This is a genomic window from Enterococcus sp. AZ078, assembly GCF_051714985.1.
GTDB classification, from domain to species: domain Bacteria; phylum Bacillota; class Bacilli; order Lactobacillales; family Enterococcaceae; genus Enterococcus_B; species Enterococcus_B hirae.
Genome location: NZ_JBIOSW010000001.1, coordinates 1,226,317 through 1,244,866 on the forward strand (window position 1 = coordinate 1,226,317; position 18,550 = coordinate 1,244,866).

Here is an 18,550-nt window from a genome sequence, read left to right on the forward strand (position 1 = left end):
TTTTATCGCTTCAAAGATTCATATAAAGTTTATTAACTATATATATCATACTAAAAAAATCAATTAACTTACAAAAACGATCATATAAATAACAAACAGTCATATAAAAGGGTTTTCATGTTTGTCGTTGCATATTATGATTTAGATGTCAACAAAAGAAAGTTCTTGAGAGGAGAATTACAATGAGCAAACATGTCAATGATGTCACAAAAGAAAATTGGGTTTTAGAAACATTTCCTGAATGGGGTACCTACTTGAATGAAGAGATCGAAACAGAAGAAGTAAAAGAAGGAACGGTTGCGATGTGGTGGTTAGGTTGTACCGGGATTTGGTTAAAGACGCATAAAGGGACAAATATTTTGTGTGATTTATGGTGTGGGACAGGTAAACGTAGTCATGGAAATGGGATGATGAAAAAAGGGCATCAGATGATGCGAATGAGTGGGGTTCAAAAAATGCAACCGAACTTGCGGACGCAACCTTTTGTGATTGACCCTTTTGAAATGAAAAGTGTAAACGCTTTAGTTGTCACGCATATCCATTCGGATCATTTGGATATCAATACAGCAGCTGCTGTTCATCAAAATTGTCCGAATGCAAAATTCATTGGTCCTCAAGAAGTAGTAAATACTTGGTTGAACTGGGGAATTCCAAAAGAGAAAACGATAATCGTCAAACCAGGAGATGAAGTCAAAATTGAGGATGTAACTATCGTTGCTTTAGAAGCATTTGACCGTACAGCATTAGTCACTTGTGAAGATCCAGAGGAAACTTTAAAAGGGAAAATACCTCAAGAAATGGATGAGATCGCTGTGAATTATCTATTTGAAACATCGGGTGGAAATATTTATCATGCTGGAGACTCTCATTATTCTAATATGTTTGCGAAACATGGGAACGAACATACTATTGATGTTTGCCTAGGTGCATATGGTGAAAATCCACGAGGTATCACGGATAAAGTGACTTCTGTCGATATGTTGCGAATGGCTGAGTCATTAAAGGCTAAAGTAGTCATCCCTGTTCATTATGATATCTGGGCAAATTTTATGGCTGATCCAAAAGAAATTACCGAAATATGGAAGTTTAAAAAGGATCGCTTGAAGTACGATTTTAAACCATATATCTGGCAGGTAGGAGGCAAGTTTACCTATCCAACGAACAAAGACGACCTGGAATTTAATTTCTACCGTGGTTTTGAGGATGTATTTTCTGTAGAAAACGATACACCATTCCCGTCATTCTTATAGAAAAGAGGCTAACAACATGTTGAAATATTTTTTGGATCAAGGCTTGGTGAAATATTCCGATAAAGAAATTACTGATTGGAAGGAAGCTGTTGCTGAAAGCTGTCAACTATTATTAGATAAAAAGTTGATTGATCAAAGTTACGTACATGAAATCATCCAATGTGTAGAAGAACATGGTCCTTATATCGTGATTGTTCCCAAAGTGGCAATGCCACATTCTTCAGCAGATAGTGAAGGAGTTTATGGAACAGCTATATCATTCACTAAAATGAAAAGACCCATTCAATTCGACCAAGAAGAAAAATCAGCAAGTTTATTCTTTACTTTAGCAGCCAAAAATGTAGATCAGCATATGGAAAATATTCAAAAATTGTCTGAGTTGTTGATGATAGATGGGCTAATTGATCGTTTGGCAGATACCGATTCGATTGAAGACTATCGAGTGGTGATGCAAGAGTATAACTTATAGGAGGAAAAAAGAATGGCTGATTTTTTATTGAGCATTTGGACTTATTTCGCTACAAACATCTTAACTCAACCAGCTTATCTGATTGGTTTTATTGTACTGCTAGGGTACATTCTCTTGAAACGTCCATTTTATGAGTGTATTGCTGGTTTCTTGAAAGCAACAGTCGGTTACTTCATTTTGACGGTTGGTTCAGGAGGATTAGTAAACAACTTCCGCCCCATTTTAGTAGGTTTAAAAGAACGGTTTAATCTGGATGCGATGGTCACCGATCCATATTTTGGACAAAATGCCGTTGACTCTGGATTAGAGGAAACATTTGGTCGTGCATTTGGGGATGTCATGATTTTACTTTTGATTGCTTTTGTTATGAATATCTTACTCGTTCGTTTTCAAAAATATACAAAATTACGTTCGGTTTTTACAACTGGAAATGTTCAGATTCAACAATCTGCAACTGCTTTTTGGATATTATTATTTTGTTTTCCCTCTTTAGGAAGAATTCAAGTTCTGATTTTTATGGGACTGATTTTAGGCTGTTATTGGGCAGTAGCTTCTAATTTAACAGTTGGTATCACCCAGGAGTTAACCGAGGGCGCGGGTTTTTCTGTGGCACATCAGCAAATGTTTGGTATCTATATATTTGCGAAGTTAGCCGAGTTTTTAAAGAAACGTGATCAAAAAAAAGAACACTCTAAAAAAGTGGATAAAAAATTGGAAGATATTGAATTACCAGGTTTTTTATCTATATTTAATGAAAATATGGTAGCAACTTCTTTATTAATGCTTTTATTTTTTGGAATTATTTTGTTAGTGCTAGGAAAAGATTATTTGATTCAAGCACAGTTTATGCAAGAAGGACAAAGTTTCTTGTTCTATATTATGACAACATCATTGAATTTTGCTGTCTACCTAGCCATTTTACAATTAGGAGTCCGTACTTTCGTGGATGAGCTAACACAATCTTTTCAAGGGATCTCAAATACAATCCTACCAGGTGCGGTTCCTGGGATTGACGTAGCTGCTACTTTTGGTTTTGGTTCACCTAACGCCGTAACCATTGGCTTCTTGTTTGGTGCCTTAGGTCAATTTTTGATGATTGCCTTACTCATTTTGTTCAAATCACCAACCATCGTGATTGCTGGTTTTATTCCACTGTTCTTTGACAATGCAGTTATCGCAGTTTTTGCCAACAATCGAGGGGGGTTCAAAGCCGCCTGTCTGTTCCCATTTCTTTCTGGAATCATTCAAGTTGGTGGATCGGCCGTTTTTGCAACTTGGATCGGCATGTCAAAATATGGTGGCTATCTCGGTATGTTTGACTGGGCCACTGCTTGGCCATTATTTACTGTAATGATGAAGTTTTTGGGGTATGTTGGTATCGCATTAGTCGTGGTTGGGCTATTGATTATTCCACAATTACAATACCGTAAAAATCCAGACGGGTACTTTTTGATCGTCGATGATTATGAGCAATATGCAGAAATATATCACAACGAGAATTAAATACAACAATAAAATTAAAATGAACACATAGGAGGAAAACATAATGAGAATTTTAGTATCTTGCGCAAACGGGTCGGGAACAAGTTTGATGATGATGAGAAGCGTCGAAAAGGCAATGAAAGAACTAGGTGTGTCAATTACCAAAATCCATCATTGTGCAATTTCTGAAGGAAAAAGTTCTGCGTCTCAGTATGATGTCGTTTTTACACCAGTCAATTTTTTGAATATGTTTATCCAAGCAGAGAAAAAAGGAATTACAGTGATTGGCATTAAAAATGTCATGTCAGCCAAAGAAATTGGTGAAAAATTTGCTGAATCAGCGTTGTATCAAAAATCTAAATAAAAGAGGAAGACAAAATGAGCAGACCAAAATTACAGATTGCTTTGGATCATAATGATTTAGAACAAGCATTAGCAGATGTATTTCAAGTAGGGGATATTGTCGATATTATTGAAATTGGAACCATTTTATGTCTGCAAGAGGGGCGCAAAGCCATCAGCTGTATTCGTAGCATGTTTCCAAGGAAAACAATTGTTGCTGATACAAAATGTGCGGATGCCGGGGGAACGGTAGCCAAAAATGTAACTGATGCCGGTGCGGATTTTATGACTGTTATCTGCTGTGCTACTCTGCCAACCATGGAAGCAGCTCAAAAAGAAGTGAAGGCATTGCAAGTAGAACTGTATGGGGATTGGACCTATGAACAAGCAGCTGAATGGCGGAGGATCGGTATCCAACAGGTGATCTATCATCAAAGTCGAGATGCATTACTTTCTGGTGAAACTTGGGGAGAACGGGATCTGACAAAAGTAAAGAAATTGATAGAAATGGGCTTTGCAGTTTCTGTGACAGGTGGATTAAACGTGGAAACATTGAAATTATTCGCAGGGATTGAAGTGGAAACTTTTATAGCTGGAAGAGGGATTTCTAGTGCGGACGATCCTGCAAAAGCAGCCAATGATTTTAAACAAGAAATGATTCGCATTTGGGGGGAATAGACTTGGCTCAAATCGGAATTTATGAGAAGGCACTACCAAAAGATATCTCTTGGAAAGAGCGCTTTTTATTAGCAAAGGAACTTGGTTTTTCCTTTATTGAGATGTCGATTGACGAGACAGATAAACGCCTAGCTCGACTCAATTGGTCTGACGAGATGATCAATCAAATACGCAAAGACATGAAAGAGACGGGCATACGGATCAATTCCATTTGTCTGAGTGGTCATCGCAGGTTTCCTTTTGGCTCTTCAAATGAAGCGTATCGGATAAAAGCCAAAGAATTGATGGTCAAAGCGATCCGACTTGCTCAGCGCTTAAGTATCAAAATTATCCAAGTAGCCGGATACGATGTCTATTATGAAAAAAAAACAAGGCTATCACGAAAATTATTTATTGAAGGACTTGAAGAAAGCGTCAAAATAGCTTCTGAATATGGAATAATCTTGTCAATTGAAATTATGGATGATCCATTTATGAATTCAATCACTAAATTTTTAGAAATCAAACGCCAGATTGATTCACCATATCTTCAAGTTTATCCAGATCTTGGTAACCTTTCGGCTTGGCAAGAAAACGATCCAGAACGTGAACTAGAAAAAGGGATCAATTGGATTTCTTCCATCCACTTAAAGGATACCTATCCAGTAACAACTGAATCATCAGGTCAATTTCGTGATGTTCCTTTTGGCGCAGGCTGTGTTGACTTTGAGGGTTTGTTAAAGAAACTCAAACAGATGAATTATAATGGGTCATTTTTAATTGAAATGTGGAGTGAAAAAAATCCGGATTTTAAAAAAGAAATCGCAGCAGCAAAAAGCTATCTTTATCCGAAGCTAAAGGAGGCAGGCTATGAGTTTGCGTAATCCGATCATTAAAGAAATGAAACAACGTGTTTATGAAGCAAATTTGGCACTACCTCAATATGGACTAGTTAAGTTGACTTGGGGAAATGTCAGTGAGATTGATCGAGCGCTTGGGGTGATCGTGATCAAGCCAAGTGGTGTAAAGTATGAACAGATGGCACCCGAACAAATGGTAGTGACTGATCTAGCTGGAAATCCGCTAGAAGAAGATGGGATGAAGCCCTCTTCTGATTTATCGACTCATGTGATTTTGTATCAAGCTTTTGAAAAAATCAATGCTATCGTCCACACGCACTCCACACATTCAGTCATGTGGGCGCAGGCTGGTCGAGACTTGCCTGCCTATGGAACAACTCATGCGGATGCTTTTTATGGAACGATTCCTTGCACACGGCAATTAACCGAAGAAGAAGTTAAAAGTGCTTATGAAAGAAACACTGGTCATGTGATTGTTGAAACGTTTCAAGAGAGACAATTAGCTCCCACTGAAGTTCCTGGTGTATTCGTTTATGGACATGGCCCATTTACTTGGGGTGAAACCCCTGCAAAGGCGGTAGAGAATAGCTTGATCTTAGACGAAATATGCTTAATGGCTAAAGAAAATGAAAAAATTAATCCTGCTATGCAATCTATTCCACAATATCTTTTAGATAAGCACTACTATCGAAAACATGGGATGCATGCATATTACGGTCAAAAATGACGAAGCTTGCGGGGGCTTACTTGAAGTCTTCACATTTATTGATTCGTAGCACTTAGTAGCAAATTTTTATTCTTGATTTATAAAAGAGTTACTATGTCTGAGTTTGATGTCTGATGTCAAACTCAGACGTAGTTTTTTCTTGTATAAATACTTAGTTATCCCAAGCTACGATTCAACTAAAATTTCTAAACGCGTCACATATTCTTCTGGCTTATTCGTTTCGTGAAAATCAATCAGATAAGATTCATAAAATGGACTGGCTCTATGAAGCGAATGGGTAGTCAGGTAGTTCATGATGGTAGCAATTCCTTTCTTCCTTTGTTCATAGTCACCTTTAAAACTATAACTAAGATAATTTCCAGCAGGGAGTATCTCAGCATCCTCATTTTTAATCGTAAGGTCAGGACAAAAATAAAATACTTGATAGGTAAAAGGATCTTCTTCTAAATGGATGATACTACCAAAAAGATTTTGATTATTAGTGCTTAATAAAGGTTCGTATTTTTTATGAAGTTCTTTTAACGAAAAGTCGATTTGTTCATCCGTGGCAACCGTAGAAGCTTTAAGAATCAGTCTTTTCGGTTGCTGCACTAATAGCACTTCTTGATAGTCTATGCTTTCTGCTTCTTCAATTAACTGGACACGTTCGATTAATAGTTCGATTTTTTTTTGTGAGTCACTGATGAGTTGATGAAGTGCCTCGATTTCAAAAGCTAATAATTCTTTTGTCTTGCTGATTTCTTTTTGCTTCAAATAATCGGCGATCTCAGTGATGGAGACGTCAAAATAACGTAGGTCACGGATGGTATTCAGTTGTTCAATGTGTTCGTAAGAATAATTTCGATAGCCATTTTCATCATAATCCGGTGTAATCAAACCTAATTTTTCATAATAGCGTAAAGTATGGGCTGTAATATCATAGAGCTTTGCTAATTCATTGATTTTCAAATCATCACTTCCATTGATCAGTCATTTTAAGTAAGGTTATTTTACTACGAAACGTGGGGGAAATGTGAATGGAATTGATTTTTTTATTCTACATAGATAGATTTGCTTAAATTTTTCTTGACCTTAGAGTCACTCTAACCTTTATGATTTGATCAGTAAGAATTATTGGAGGAAAAAAATGAAAGAATGGTACACCTTATCAATCATAGAAATCAAAGAAAAATTAATGGTAAAAAAAGCAATGAACGAACAAGAAAGGAACGAACGACAACTTAAGTATGGAAGAAACGTCTTAGAAAATGGTATTAAAGTTCCAGAATGGAAAAAATTTCTTTCTTACTTTCATGATGCACTGATGTACATTTTACTAGGAGCTGCGATCGTTAAGCTTTTTACAGGCGCATATATTGAAGGCAGTATGATTTTTTTAGTTGTTTTCTTAAATGCGCTGATCGGTTATTTACAAGAACGAAAGGCAGCTTCATCTTTAGACAGCATTGCGGAATTACTTAGTGAAAAAGCAGTCATCATCGAAAAGGGACAGCAAAAAGAGATTGCACCAGCTGATTTAGTGGTGGGGGATCAACTCGTATTGGCTGCTGGAGATATCGTTTCTGCAGATGTTCGTTTGAGTGAAACGTTCAACTTACAAATTGATGAAGCAATTCTTACTGGAGAAACCCATGCGATCCAAAAGACGACCGACCCGTTGCCGCTAGAGACTCCTTTAGCGGAACAAACGAATATGGCTTTTTCTGGGACTAAAGTGGAATCAGGCAGAGGAATAGGGATTGTAGTCGCTGTCGGAACTGCTACAGAAATTGGAAAAATCAGCACTTCATTAGGGTCGATCACAGAACAAGAAACACCGTTATTGAAGAAAATCAAAGAAATGAATACTAGTATATTTAAAGGAATCGCTGCGTTGATTTTATTGCTAGCTACCGTATCCTACTTTTATTATGGCATGACTTGGGGCTATATAGCGACAGCTGTCATTGCCTTGATCGTGTCTTCTATCCCAGAAGGACTTCCTTCGATCTTAACGATTATTTTATCTTCGGGTGTCAATCGAATGGCAAAGAAACAAGCAATCGTCAAAAATCTACCCACAGTTGAAACGTTAGGGGCAATGACAGTAATTTGTTCAGATAAAACAGGAACACTGACTAAAAATGAAATGACATTGGTTAGCTTAGCGACTAGAGAAGCGAACCATGGGGTGGAAATGCTTGAAGAAAAAAACTGGACCAAAAATGAGACTTGGCTTGTTGAAGCGATGCATAATTGTCAAGAAACCCAACTAACTCAAGGAGTATGTCCAACTTCAGGTAATGCCACGGAATTAGCTTTATTAAAATGGACCAATCAACAACCGATCGAACTTTATCCAGTCGTTGATAAAATCCCTTTCGACTCAGCTTACAAATATATGGCGACCGTCCATGAGATTGCAGGAAAAAGGATCTTATTTGTGAAAGGTGCGCCAGATGTTTTACTGAATAAAGTGCAATATGAACTGGGATCAGATGGAAGACAACAACAGATAGATCATGCTATGTGGTTACAAAAAAACGAACAATTAGCGCAAACAGGCCAACGTGTCTTAGCGTTTGCAATGAAAGAGTTAAAGGATCGTGAATTGTCACATGAAGAATTAACGAATGAGCTGGTGATGATTGGACTTAGTGGCATCATTGATCCACCAAAGGAATCAGCTATTGCTTCAGTCAAGGAAATGCAACAAGCAGGGATCAGAGTAAAAATGATCACTGGCGATCATCAAGCAACAGCAAAAGCGATCGCTGAGAAATTAGGTTTAAAAAATGCTAAATCGGCGATTACGGGAACGGAACTAGATCAATTAACAGAAGAAGAATGGAAGATCGCTGTCCGTGAGAATGATGTTTTTGCCAGGACGACACCTGAACATAAATTGGCTATTGTGACCTATCTCCAAGAACAAGATGAAATTGTTGGAATGACTGGGGACGGCGTTAATGATGCGCCAGCTTTGAAAAAAGCCGATGTCGGGATCGCTATGGGAATCAAAGGGAGCGATGTTAGCAAACAGGCAGCAGACATGGTGTTGGTAGATGATAATTTTGAGACCATTGCAAAAGCCGTGAAAGAAGGACGACGTATTTTTGATAATTTGAAAAAGACGATTCTCTTTTATTTGCCAACTTGTTTAGCCCAAGGATTACTATTGCTCTTTTCATTGGTAGGAAATTTCCCATTACCTTTAACTACTGTACAAATCTTGTGGTTAAATCTAGTCGCTTCGATCACCCTTTCATACGCATTGGGTTTTGAAAAAGCAGATCAAGATGTTATGAATCGTCCACCGAGACCAATTAACGAAAAAATCCTATCAAAATATGCACTTTTGCGTATTTTATATGTTGGGATCATCATGACTATTTTAGGGTTCGTTGCAATGGATTTTGTTCCTGCTGAAGCGAAACAAACCGTTCTGATCAATGCGATGGTTTTTGGACAAGCCTTCTACATGGTTAATTGTCGAAGAGTGACTGAATTTAGTCTGACAAAAGATCTTTTTGAAAATCGGGCATTACTCTATTCGATTGGAGCGATGATCCTCTTACAAGGATTGATGTTAGTGTTCCCACCATTAAAAATTGCGATTGGGACAGTTTCGTTGACTGTCCAAGAAGTAAGCATCAGTTTACTACCTGGATTGGTTTTATTCCTTCTTGTTGAATTAGAGAAAGCTTTTGTAGGGATGACGGTAAAATCAACTCACAAACTAGATGCATAAGCCATTTTCTTTTTAAAGAAAAGAAGCGAACAAAAATAATAAACGTTCTTTTGTTACCGGTGGGGTGTCCGCCCCACTGGCTAAATCGTCATTGGGAAATTGGTAAAACAAAATTATCGATCAAACTATACAGAAAGTTATTCTATTGGTATGATAGAACAAAACAGAGGAGGAGGCGATTACATGATTGGAGGGGTGGCATTAGAGACGATTTATTGGTATACACTTTTAACTTGTGCGGGGATTGCAGTTTTTCTGCTAGTCTTTGGAGATATTTTTGATTTCGATGGTCCAATTGACCCGATACTCATAGTCCCTTGGCTAACTTTTACCAGCCTGTTTGGGTATTTAGGAGAGCGCTTAACAGAATTAGATTCGCTGTTTCTATTGATTTCAAGTGGGGCGATTGCAACTGTTTTAGTGTTTTTGCTCAATTTTTATGTCCGAATGCCGATGAAAAATGCTGAAAGTACGTTGTCGGCATCAGAAAAAACTCTTGAAGGACAGATGGCGATCGTAGTTACACCCATACCATTAAAAGGGATGGGAGAGATCCAATTAAAAAGTGTGACTGGTTCGATTACGCGACCTGCATGCTTTTATGCCCCACAAAGTTCACCAGCTAAGCAAGGGGAACAGGTCTTGATCATTGAAGTAAAAGAAAGAGTTTGTTATGTAACGCCTTATGAAGGCATGCTAAAAATATGAAGGAGTGTATAAGAAATGGAAATATCAGGGGTTTATATCGCAATTGCTATTGCAGTCTTGATCATTTTAATGTTACTGATCGTCTTTGTAGCAAAATATCAAACTGCCAAACCAGATGAAGCATTAATTATTAGCGGGAGTTATTTAGGCAGTAAAAATGTCCACGCAGATGAAAGTAATAATAAAATCAAAATCGTTCGTGGTGGCGGGGCATTTGTTTTACCAGTTTTCCAACGCTCGAATCGGATCAGTCTCTTGTCAAGCAAGTTAGATGTTTCGACGCCAGAAGTCTATACTGAACAAGGGGTACCAGTGATGTGTGATGGCACCTCGATCATCAAGATTGGTTCTTCAGTGGAAGAGATTGCGACTGCTGCAGAGCAGTTTCTAGGTAAAACACGTGAGGAACTTGAAAATGAAGCAAGAGAAGTTTTGGAAGGGCATCTTCGTTCCATTTTGGGTTCGATGACTGTAGAAGAAATTTATCAAAACCGCGACAAATTTAGTCAAAGCGTTCAAGAAGTGGCATCTGTTGATTTAGCGAAAATGGGATTGATCATTGTTTCGTTTACGATCAAAGAAGTTCGTGATAAAAACGGTTACTTAGATTCTTTAGGGAAACCACGGATCGCCCAAGTGAAACGTGACGCAGATATTGCGGAAGCAGAAGCGTTAAAAGAAACACGTATTAAAAAAGCAGAAGCTGAAAAAGATTCTCAAGCAGCGGAACTACAAAGACAAACGGAAATTGCAGAATCAATCAAAGAAAAAGAATTAAAACTAGCTTCTTACAAGCAAGAACAAGATATTGCAAAAGCCAAAGCAGACCAAGCCTATAACTTGGAAAGCGCTCGGGCGCAACAACATGTTGTTGAACAAGAAATGGAAGTAAAAGTCATTGAACGACAAAAACAAATTGAATTAGAAGAAAAAGAAATCATTCGTCGTGAGAAACAATACGATTCAGAAGTGAAGAAAAAAGCCGATGCGGATCGTTATGCCAAAGAACAAGAAGCACAAGCTCAAAAGGTAAAAGAAGTAACTGAAGCCGAAGCTGAACAATTTCGCGTTGAAGCACTGGCACAAGCCGAAGCCAATAAAACCCGATTAGCTGGTCAAGCGGAAGCGGAAGCGACTTTAGCCAAAGGAGCGGCCGAAGCTGAAGCCAAAGCCAAAATCGCAGATGCGTTCAAAGAATATGGTGAAGCAGCGGTCTTGAGTATGGTAATCGAGATGTTACCACAATTAATGAAAGAAGCAGCACAACCATTAGGAAACATTGAGAAAATTTCAGTGGTTGATACCAGTAACGGGTCAAGCGAAAATGGCGGAGCAAATCGGGTGACTAACTATGCTACCAATCTCTTAGCTTCCACTCAAGAAACGTTGAAAGAAACAACAGGATTAGATATCAAAGACATTATCGAAAATCTTTCTAATCGTGGAACGATGAAACAAGTTAATCTCTATGAAAACGGGGAACAACCCGATCAAGCAGAATAATTATCGCTAAATTAGTTAGAAAAATAAACAAACCAGTTTCTTTCATGTTGAAGAGACTGGTTTGTTTATTTATGTATTAGCTATTTTTGTGTTTTTTGATCTGTTCTTCGACTTCTGCCAAATTTTCTCTAAGCAACGCTTCTTTTTTTTGCAGCTCAACTAAGTCTTCTACAAGCTCTTCTTTCTTTTCTGTCTCAGGTGGACGGAGAAAGAAATTGATTCCGATGGCGATAAAGGTTCCAATGAATGTGTCTAAGACTCGTTGGATCGCATATAAAGAGGATTCGCCTTGAGGAACGCTCAGGGCAATCAACAACAAAGTGGCGATTGCTGAGATGATCCCAGAATTATTATTGATTCCGTCAGATACCACGATGACGATGACCACTAGAACCGGCAGCAGAAATAATTCCACTAAAAAATCATTGTGAAAATAGTTCTTTACTAAAAAATAGATGATTCCGAGAAAGCCGCCGATTGAATTGCCAATGATTCTTGAACGACCAAAGGAAACAGTAGTGGTTAAATCTTGGCGCAAGGAAAAAACAGCTGACAATGCAGCGATCATCGGTAGTCCTCGATCAGTGACGTGGAAAAATAAAATACATAAAAAAACTGCTAATGCGCTTTTTATTGTTCGCATTCCTAAACGAAAACGGCCAAATTCCATCGCTTATTCTCCTTTTAGTCCTTTTTAATAGGATAACGAACTTTTAAAGAGATTGCTAGTTTTTAGCTAAGTCTTTTAGTATAATTCTAAGAAAAGAGAGGGGTTGCTTATGCGTATCGGAATGAGGACCGTGAAAACAGTGGTTAGTAGTATGTTGTCCATGGTTACCGCCCAAATGTTTTCATTATTGTTTTGGCCTTCAGCAGGAATCATTGCTTTGTTAAGTGTGGGCAACACGAAACGTTCAACTTTAAGAACTGGGATGTTAAGGATTGCGGCATTTATTTTAGCGACTGTGATTGCTTTTATTAGTTTTTTTATTTTTGATTATACGATCTTGGGGTTTGGCTTGTTCCTACTACTGTTTATTCCTCTGACTGTTGGGTTAAAATTGACGGATGGAATTGTCGTAAATTCTGTGCTAGTCACACACTATTTAAGTGAAAAAAATATGAGTTGGTCGTTGATCGGTAATGCAGCAAGTTTAATGGCTATCGGTGTTTTTTTTGCACTAGTAGCGAATATCTATATGCCGGATATCAAAAAACAGCTACAAAAAAATCAACAATTGATCGAAGAAGAGTTTCGTATCATTTTAAACAACATGGCTGATTTCCTACTGACTGGAAGAAATACTAGCAATCAACTGCTTTGTGATAAATTGTTGGCTTTCGTAAGAGAAAGTCAGAGCGATGCTAGGAAGTACCAAGAGAATTACTGGGTGAAACAAACGCAATACTATGAAACGTATTTTTCAATGCGTCGAACCCAAATCAATGTGATCAAAGATATGCAGGGAAATCTGGATCGAATCCAAGATCCGGTTCCTTATGGCAAGCATATTTACGGCTTGTTGGTTTATACTGCAGAAACTTTTTCTGAAAAGAATGATGGGAAAGAATTATTGAAGCGGATTGAAGAAGTCTACGAACTATATCGGGACATGGCTATGCCCAAAGAACGTTTAGAATTTGAAGATCGAGCAGAATTGTTTCAATTTTTGCAATCCTTTAAGAGCTTTATTGAAATCAAAGCGGAATTTTCGCAACAATCGATTGGTTAAATTATTCAGTTCAATGAATGAAATAAAGAGAAGCTGTTTAAGCATTGGGGATGTCTCCGTTGCTTAAACAGCTTTTCATGTTTTGAAAAATTCCAGCTTATTTCAAGGAGCTTATTTTTGCCAAAGTTTTTGCATCCCATCAAGGATCTCGATGACATCGTGGGTCAGAAACAACGAACGGTTAGGGAGTTCGCCTTTAATAGTTTTGACCATATTTTCGATTTCATAATTCATGGCTTGCGCGGTGCTGCCGCTTTCGATCCATTCTTTTGTCCCGTCATTGAAGATGATCTCCGCACGATCCGCACGAGGGTAATCGGTGATGGTGATATAGCCTTCTTCAAAGGCAACGATTCCCACTTTAGGCATTTTGGCTTGGAAAGTCAGACTGATCGTTGCTAACTCATTTTCTTTATTCCTTAAAATAGTCACTGACTGTTCATCCACACCTGTTTCAAATGGTACCATTGTTGATGCAATAACTTCTGGTTGAGAGCTCAAAAAGAAACGAGCAAACGAGACGGCATATGTCCCAATATCTAATAAAGCACCACCAGCTAATTCAGGATTGAAAAAGCGATTGGTTGGGTCGGGATCTTTATAGCTGCCAAATGGTGCTTGAATCATTTTTAATGCCCCAAGCTTGTTTGTATCGATCAAAGAACGTAACTGTTGATACAATGGCATATTGAAAATCGTCATCGCTTCTGCTAACACTAGATTCTTTTCTTCTGCTAATTTCATTGCTTCGGTCAGTTCTTTTTTATTCATGGTGATCGCTTTTTCACATAAAACATGCTTATTCGCTGCTAATGCTTCCATGATATGTTGACTATGTTGACGATTGGGAACGGCAATATAAATAATATCGATTTCTTGGTCATTAAGCATTTCTTGATAACTACCATATGCTTTAGGAATATGATAGCGTTGTGCAAATGCTTCTGCTTTATCTATTGTTCGTGAAGCAACTGCTGCCAACTCGCTTGTTTCTTGGTCAAAATGTTCCGCAAACTCATGTGCAATATTTCCTAAGCCAATGATTCCCCATTGATACTTTTTCATACTTCAAAACTCCTTCTCGTGTTATATTTAATATAGTGAATGAAATGAAAAAATGCCATTGTCCTTGTTTAATTATACCAAATGAATCGTTAAAATTTGTGTTAGAGTACTTTAATAAGAAAAAGTAAAGCCGTAGTGAATTTTTTTGAAATTTAAGTAAAATGAGTAGAGGGGGAAACTTTTATGCATCAAGTTTATGTTGATTTGATTCTTAGTGTATTACTGGAACAGTACGCAACAGAAAAGAATTTTTTAGAGGACTATTTAGTAATTGACGAAGCGCAGTGGGAAGGCTGGAAACGAGGAGAGAAGAACCTTCCATCTGAAACCATGCAGAAAATCAAAAACCTGTTTACTGATTATGAATGGATGCTTACGCAAAAGATTTTACGACAAACGATCATTTTCCCTGAAAAAAGGACGACTGCAGTGGCAGAGTATAAACAAATCAAAACGAGAATCGCTCAAAAATGGTTAACGGATGGTCCTGCCAAAGTCGAATTGATTCCATTAAAAAACGATCAATATCTTACAGGGTTCCTTGACTTGAAGGTAAGTATTAATTATGATGAATGGGGTTATGACGACATCTTGAACTTTCGATTACCCGCAGACGTTCAAAGACAGATCGAAGGCGAGAAATTGGAACTGTTGGATTGGGTAAACGAGAATTTGGAAGAAACCTATGTTCATGAAAAAAATGAGCATAAAAAGGAATGAGAGGATTTTTAAGAGTGAATAAAGTTTTAGGGTTTGGAGCAGTTGTGATCATGGTTGCCGCAATGGGGTACATCTTTGTAAGCGAGCAACACATGAAATCTGACGTCCAAGCAGAAAATCAAACAACTGAACAAGTAACCAAACAGACAACAAAGAGTTCCAAAGAAACTAAAGTGAAGGATTCTACCAAAAAAAGTGAAGATCTACCAAAAGTTCAACCGACCGATTGGGATCTTGTCTTGGTAGGACCTGATCATAAAATCGAAAAAGAAATCAATGAAGACACGCAGCTGGCATCACTGCCCAATGGTTATTTGATCGATAAACGTATCGAATCCCATTATGAAGATTTTGCGAAAGCAGCACAATCTGCAGGTTTTCCTTTAGTGATGGTCTCCGCATATCGTTCGGTTGCAGCACAGCAACAGGTGTTTACACAAAATGTCCAAGAAGTGATGAGTAGTCAACATGTTTCAGAGGAAGAGGCGACAGCGATCACGAAACAAACGATCACCGTCCCTGGACATAGCGAACATCATACAGGCTTAGCGGTCGATGTAGTGGATGAAAATTGGTATAATAATTATCCTTCACAGCTTTTAGAGGCAAGTTATGGAGATCAACCAGGGGCAAAATGGATTGCTGAAAATGCGCCTAAATATGGATTTATCATACGTTATCCTAAAGATCGTCAAGATATTACAAAAATCACGTATGAACCATGGCACCTACGTTATGTTGGAGAAGAAAGTGCGGCCTATATTTCGAAACATGATATCACATTAGAAGAATACTTAGAACAATTACAAAAGAAATAGGAGTAGTGAATGGCCAAAAAAAAATGGAAGAAACAAAAACGTAATTCATTACGCTTGATTGCTGTGATTTTTGGTGGAATATTGTTGATGATAGCTTTTGTTCTCTCTTTACGAGGCTTGTCAGCGCCTCTTGTTGGGCAAGAACAGAATAACAATGAGGCACAAACACATCAACAATTTATTGATCGATTAGCTCCTCATGCGAAAGAATTACAAACCGGCTATGGCGTTCTCCCAAGTATCATTTTAGGTCAGGCAATTCTTGAATCAAACTGGGGCGAGAGTACGTTAGCCAGTCAATACAATAATCTTTTTGGAATTAAAGCATATGGTGATCAAAAAAAGGTCAATTTAGAAACAAAGGAATTTGTGAATGAAGAATGGGTCACGATCCAAGGAGATTTTCGTGTGTATGATTCATGGGAACAATCGATGGACTCTCACACACAACTTTTTGTGAATGGGGTAGATTGGAATCCAGCATTATATGAAAAAGTGATCACGGCTACGAACTATCGTGAAGCTGCCCAAGCACTGCAAGACGCAGGCTACGCAACTGACCCTTCCTACGCACAAAAAATTATCCAAGTCATTGAAACCTATCACTTGGATCAATATGATCAATAACTATGAAAAAGGGAGTGGCAAGATGGCAGAGCAATTTACCCCTGAAATTATGACCGAGCTACGAAAAGATATCGTTAGAGTACCTGAGGTCATTATGGAGGCAAGTGGTATTAAGATTTTTGGAAAACTGATCCGATCGATTATTTTTACTACTGATATAGCAATTGTCCGTAATACAAATGCAAATGCCGTGATTGCTGTGTACCCATTTACTCCGCATCCTGCAATCACTAAAAGTATTATCGAAGCAGCAGACATTCCAGTCTTTTCAGGCGTTGGGGGTGGTCTAACGCAAGGCACGCGCTCTTCTTACATGAGCTTATTCGCTGAAGCGCAAGGATCGTTAGGAGTCGTTTTAAATGCACCCACACCACTTGAAACAGTTCAAGAAGTTTGTCGTGCAGTGGATATCCCAGTGATTAGTACAGTGACATCGAAATATACAGAAATCGATGAAAAATTGGCAGCAGGTATTACGATCATCAATATCAGTGCAGGGAAAGAAACAACTGAAACGGTAAAATTTTTCCGAGAAAAGTATCCGGAACTACCGATTATTGCTACTGGTGGTCCAACAGATCAAAGCATCTTGGATACGATCAAAGCTGGAGCGAACGCTATTACCTATACTCCTCCAAGTAACGGGGAATTATTTAGTCGTAAAATGGAAAAGTATCGACAACTTGAAAAGCAAGAGGAATCATAAAAATCAAAAACAAGTCAAAAAAGAGAAAAAATCGTGGCACTCACGTAAATTCTCTTTTTTCTCTTTATTTCTGTCAGAAATACCGAACAACCTTGCTGAATGAGATCAAAAATATTAGATTTTAGAAAAAAATAGTGAAAGTTGGTTGTCACTTTCTGAAACAGATGTTAAACTGTTTTCATCGTTTGGAACAATAGCTAACATTGAAAGTGCCAACCAACGATTATAAATGCTTGAATCAATCAAACATATTTTATTAAAGCTACTTCTAGACTACTTGAGCAAAATAGATCATTATTTTGTTTCTTAAGAGGATCGAAGGAACGTAGTGATATAGCCCACTTATATATCGTCATGATAAGGATGACAGTTTCTAGCCAGCACCGTAAATGCTGGACTATAAGTGAAAGAGTGTCTTGCACCCTTTTTACTTATTTAGTAAAAGGGTTTTTTTGTTTAAAAAGCAGGCATTTTTGCGTATTTCGCACGAGCTTGAAACCTTGAAAGGGTGATCCATGAGGTCGAATAGTGGTTAGCTTTGATATCAATAAATGAAAAAGGGGAAAATAAAGTGAAAGAATTAGTGGAACGTATTCAAAAAGATGGCCGTGTGCTAGGTGAAGGCGTCTTAAAAGTAGATAGCTTTGTGACGCATCAAGTGGATCCGGTATTAATGGAACAAATAGGCCAACGATTTGCGGAAGTTTTCAAAGATCAAGGAATCACTAAAGTGGTAACGATTGAAGCTTCTGGAATTGCACCAGCTTTATTTGTGGCACAGACATTAAATGTACCAATGATTTTTGCCAGAAAAGCCAAAAGCTTGACGATGGATGAAGAATTGTTGACTACTTCTGTTTATTCCTTTACAAAACAAGTGACTAGTACGATTTCTATCTCTCGTAAATTTTTATCTGCAGAGGACAAGGTTTTAATCATTGATGATTTCTTAGCGAACGGTCAAGCGGCGAAAGGGTTGGTTGAATTGTGCCGCCAAGCAGGTGCAGGAGTCGAAGGGATCGGCATCCTGATTGAAAAATCGTTCCAAGATGGCCGTCAGCTATTAGAAGAAATGGGCTTGAAAGTTGTTTCATTGGCACGAATTGCGGCATTATCCAACGGACAAGTTGAATTTCTTGAGGAGGATGCATAA

General features: G+C 38.0%; 19 protein-coding genes and 1 riboswitch. Of the genes, 16 read left to right on the forward strand and 3 right to left on the reverse strand.

From position 1 onward, the window contains the following. The first annotated feature begins 182 nt into the window (after positions 1 to 182). The 7 genes from ulaG to IGJ18_RS05820 are packed head-to-tail and all read left to right on the forward strand — an operon-like array spanning position 183 to position 5,787. A complete protein-coding gene (gene ulaG / locus IGJ18_RS05790) occupies positions 183 to 1,250 on the forward strand; it encodes an L-ascorbate 6-phosphate lactonase (protein WP_010737415.1) in 1,068 nt (355 codons plus the stop codon). Between the two features lie 16 nt (positions 1,251 to 1,266). Next, on the forward strand, positions 1,267 to 1,719 hold the full coding sequence (locus IGJ18_RS05795) for a PTS sugar transporter subunit IIA (protein ID WP_081129158.1): 453 nt from the start codon (positions 1,267 to 1,269) through the stop codon (positions 1,717 to 1,719). A 12-nt stretch (positions 1,720 to 1,731) separates the two neighbouring features. Next, positions 1,732 to 3,222: a PTS ascorbate transporter subunit IIC gene (locus IGJ18_RS05800; protein WP_438843006.1), complete on the forward strand. Its 1,491-nt coding sequence runs from the start codon at positions 1,732 to 1,734 to the stop codon at positions 3,220 to 3,222. A 43-nt stretch (positions 3,223 to 3,265) separates the two neighbouring features. Further along, on the forward strand, positions 3,266 to 3,565 hold the full coding sequence (locus tag IGJ18_RS05805; protein ID WP_053766400.1) for a PTS sugar transporter subunit IIB: 300 nt from the start codon (positions 3,266 to 3,268) through the stop codon (positions 3,563 to 3,565). A gap of 14 nt (positions 3,566 to 3,579) precedes the next feature. Beyond that, the gene (locus tag IGJ18_RS05810; RefSeq protein WP_010719407.1) at positions 3,580 to 4,221 is read left to right on the forward strand and encodes a 3-keto-L-gulonate-6-phosphate decarboxylase UlaD; all 642 of its coding nucleotides are present in this window, start codon (positions 3,580 to 3,582) and stop codon (positions 4,219 to 4,221) included. A gap of 2 nt (positions 4,222 to 4,223) precedes the next feature. Then, on the forward strand, positions 4,224 to 5,084 hold the full coding sequence (locus IGJ18_RS05815) for an L-ribulose-5-phosphate 3-epimerase (RefSeq protein ID WP_438843007.1): 861 nt from the start codon (positions 4,224 to 4,226) through the stop codon (positions 5,082 to 5,084). Next, complete coding sequence (locus IGJ18_RS05820; protein WP_034700355.1) at positions 5,071 to 5,787, forward strand: L-ribulose-5-phosphate 4-epimerase; 717 nt, start codon at positions 5,071 to 5,073, stop codon at positions 5,785 to 5,787. Before IGJ18_RS05815 ends, IGJ18_RS05820 begins: the two co-directional genes overlap by 14 nt. Positions 5,788 to 5,952: 165 nt before the next feature. Here IGJ18_RS05820 and IGJ18_RS05825 read toward each other — a convergent pair whose 3' ends face one another. Beyond that, positions 5,953 to 6,735, reverse strand: a complete 783-nt coding sequence (locus IGJ18_RS05825; protein ID WP_010719404.1) for a MerR family transcriptional regulator — start codon at positions 6,733 to 6,735, stop codon at positions 5,953 to 5,955. Positions 6,736 to 6,913: 178 nt separating this feature from the next. Here IGJ18_RS05825 and IGJ18_RS05830 point away from each other — a divergent pair, with 178 nt between their 5' ends. From IGJ18_RS05830 to IGJ18_RS05840, 3 genes are all read left to right on the forward strand, one after another. Next, complete coding sequence (locus tag IGJ18_RS05830; protein ID WP_438843008.1) at positions 6,914 to 9,517, forward strand: HAD-IC family P-type ATPase; 2,604 nt, start codon at positions 6,914 to 6,916, stop codon at positions 9,515 to 9,517. A gap of 183 nt (positions 9,518 to 9,700) precedes the next feature. Beyond that, a complete protein-coding gene (locus tag IGJ18_RS05835; RefSeq protein ID WP_010719402.1) occupies positions 9,701 to 10,225 on the forward strand; it encodes an NfeD family protein in 525 nt (174 codons plus the stop codon). Positions 10,226 to 10,240: 15 nt separating this feature from the next. Then, positions 10,241 to 11,728: a flotillin family protein gene (locus IGJ18_RS05840; RefSeq protein WP_010719401.1), complete on the forward strand. Its 1,488-nt coding sequence runs from the start codon at positions 10,241 to 10,243 to the stop codon at positions 11,726 to 11,728. Positions 11,729 to 11,804: 76 nt separating this feature from the next. On the opposite strand, the gene IGJ18_RS05845 is transcribed toward IGJ18_RS05840, so the two are convergent. Further along, positions 11,805 to 12,398 carry an FUSC family protein gene (locus IGJ18_RS05845; protein ID WP_010719400.1) on the reverse strand — a complete coding sequence of 198 codons (594 nt, stop codon included), beginning with the start codon at positions 12,396 to 12,398 and terminating at the stop codon, positions 11,805 to 11,807. A 109-nt stretch (positions 12,399 to 12,507) separates the two neighbouring features. Here IGJ18_RS05845 and IGJ18_RS05850 point away from each other — a divergent pair, with 109 nt between their 5' ends. Beyond that, entirely contained in the window at positions 12,508 to 13,461 is a 954-nt protein-coding gene (locus tag IGJ18_RS05850; protein ID WP_010719399.1) for an aromatic acid exporter family protein, read from the forward strand. A gap of 111 nt (positions 13,462 to 13,572) precedes the next feature. Here the strand turns inward: IGJ18_RS05850 and IGJ18_RS05855 are convergent, their stop codons facing one another. Then, entirely contained in the window at positions 13,573 to 14,526 is a 954-nt protein-coding gene (locus IGJ18_RS05855; protein ID WP_010737424.1) for a Gfo/Idh/MocA family protein, read from the reverse strand. 183 nt (positions 14,527 to 14,709) lie between these two features. Here IGJ18_RS05855 and IGJ18_RS05860 point away from each other — a divergent pair, with 183 nt between their 5' ends. From IGJ18_RS05860 to IGJ18_RS05880, 5 genes are all read left to right on the forward strand, one after another. After that, positions 14,710 to 15,246 (forward strand): hypothetical protein, encoded by a 537-nt coding sequence (locus IGJ18_RS05860; RefSeq protein ID WP_014834723.1) that lies wholly within the window; start codon positions 14,710 to 14,712, stop codon positions 15,244 to 15,246. Positions 15,247 to 15,260: 14 nt separating this feature from the next. Then, positions 15,261 to 16,064, forward strand: a complete 804-nt coding sequence (locus IGJ18_RS05865; protein WP_034700361.1) for a M15 family metallopeptidase — start codon at positions 15,261 to 15,263, stop codon at positions 16,062 to 16,064. A 9-nt stretch (positions 16,065 to 16,073) separates the two neighbouring features. Beyond that, the gene (locus IGJ18_RS05870) at positions 16,074 to 16,691 is read left to right on the forward strand and encodes a glycoside hydrolase family 73 protein (RefSeq protein WP_010737427.1); all 618 of its coding nucleotides are present in this window, start codon (positions 16,074 to 16,076) and stop codon (positions 16,689 to 16,691) included. 22 nt (positions 16,692 to 16,713) lie between these two features. Beyond that, complete coding sequence (locus IGJ18_RS05875) at positions 16,714 to 17,397, forward strand: hypothetical protein (protein ID WP_010737428.1); 684 nt, start codon at positions 16,714 to 16,716, stop codon at positions 17,395 to 17,397. Between the two features lie 322 nt (positions 17,398 to 17,719). Beyond that, positions 17,720 to 17,817: riboswitch (purine riboswitch) on the forward strand. Positions 17,818 to 17,968: 151 nt separating this feature from the next. Continuing rightward, positions 17,969 to 18,550: a xanthine phosphoribosyltransferase gene (locus IGJ18_RS05880; RefSeq protein WP_010719393.1), complete on the forward strand. Its 582-nt coding sequence runs from the start codon at positions 17,969 to 17,971 to the stop codon at positions 18,548 to 18,550.

Bases quoted from the DNA above. Each gene is read 5' to 3' on its own strand.
- ulaG (WP_010737415.1), top strand. From the start codon at position 183: ATGAGCAAACATGTCAATGATGTCACAAAAGAAAATTGGGTTTTAGAA.
- IGJ18_RS05795 (WP_081129158.1), top strand. From the start codon at position 1,267: ATGTTGAAATATTTTTTGGATCAAGGCTTGGTGAAATATTCCGATAAA.
- IGJ18_RS05800 (WP_438843006.1), top strand. From the start codon at position 1,732: ATGGCTGATTTTTTATTGAGCATTTGGACTTATTTCGCTACAAACATC.
- IGJ18_RS05805 (WP_053766400.1), top strand. From the start codon at position 3,266: ATGAGAATTTTAGTATCTTGCGCAAACGGGTCGGGAACAAGTTTGATG.
- IGJ18_RS05810 (WP_010719407.1), top strand. From the start codon at position 3,580: ATGAGCAGACCAAAATTACAGATTGCTTTGGATCATAATGATTTAGAA.
- IGJ18_RS05820 (WP_034700355.1), top strand. From the start codon at position 5,071: ATGAGTTTGCGTAATCCGATCATTAAAGAAATGAAACAACGTGTTTAT.
- IGJ18_RS05830 (WP_438843008.1), top strand. From the start codon at position 6,914: ATGAAAGAATGGTACACCTTATCAATCATAGAAATCAAAGAAAAATTA.
- IGJ18_RS05835 (WP_010719402.1), top strand. From the start codon at position 9,701: ATGATTGGAGGGGTGGCATTAGAGACGATTTATTGGTATACACTTTTA.
- IGJ18_RS05840 (WP_010719401.1), top strand. From the start codon at position 10,241: ATGGAAATATCAGGGGTTTATATCGCAATTGCTATTGCAGTCTTGATC.
- IGJ18_RS05845 (WP_010719400.1), bottom strand. From the start codon at position 12,398: ATGGAATTTGGCCGTTTTCGTTTAGGAATGCGAACAATAAAAAGCGCA.
- IGJ18_RS05850 (WP_010719399.1), top strand. From the start codon at position 12,508: ATGCGTATCGGAATGAGGACCGTGAAAACAGTGGTTAGTAGTATGTTG.
- IGJ18_RS05855 (WP_010737424.1), bottom strand. From the start codon at position 14,526: ATGAAAAAGTATCAATGGGGAATCATTGGCTTAGGAAATATTGCACAT.
- IGJ18_RS05860 (WP_014834723.1), top strand. From the start codon at position 14,710: ATGCATCAAGTTTATGTTGATTTGATTCTTAGTGTATTACTGGAACAG.
- IGJ18_RS05870 (WP_010737427.1), top strand. From the start codon at position 16,074: ATGGCCAAAAAAAAATGGAAGAAACAAAAACGTAATTCATTACGCTTG.
- IGJ18_RS05875 (WP_010737428.1), top strand. From the start codon at position 16,714: ATGGCAGAGCAATTTACCCCTGAAATTATGACCGAGCTACGAAAAGAT.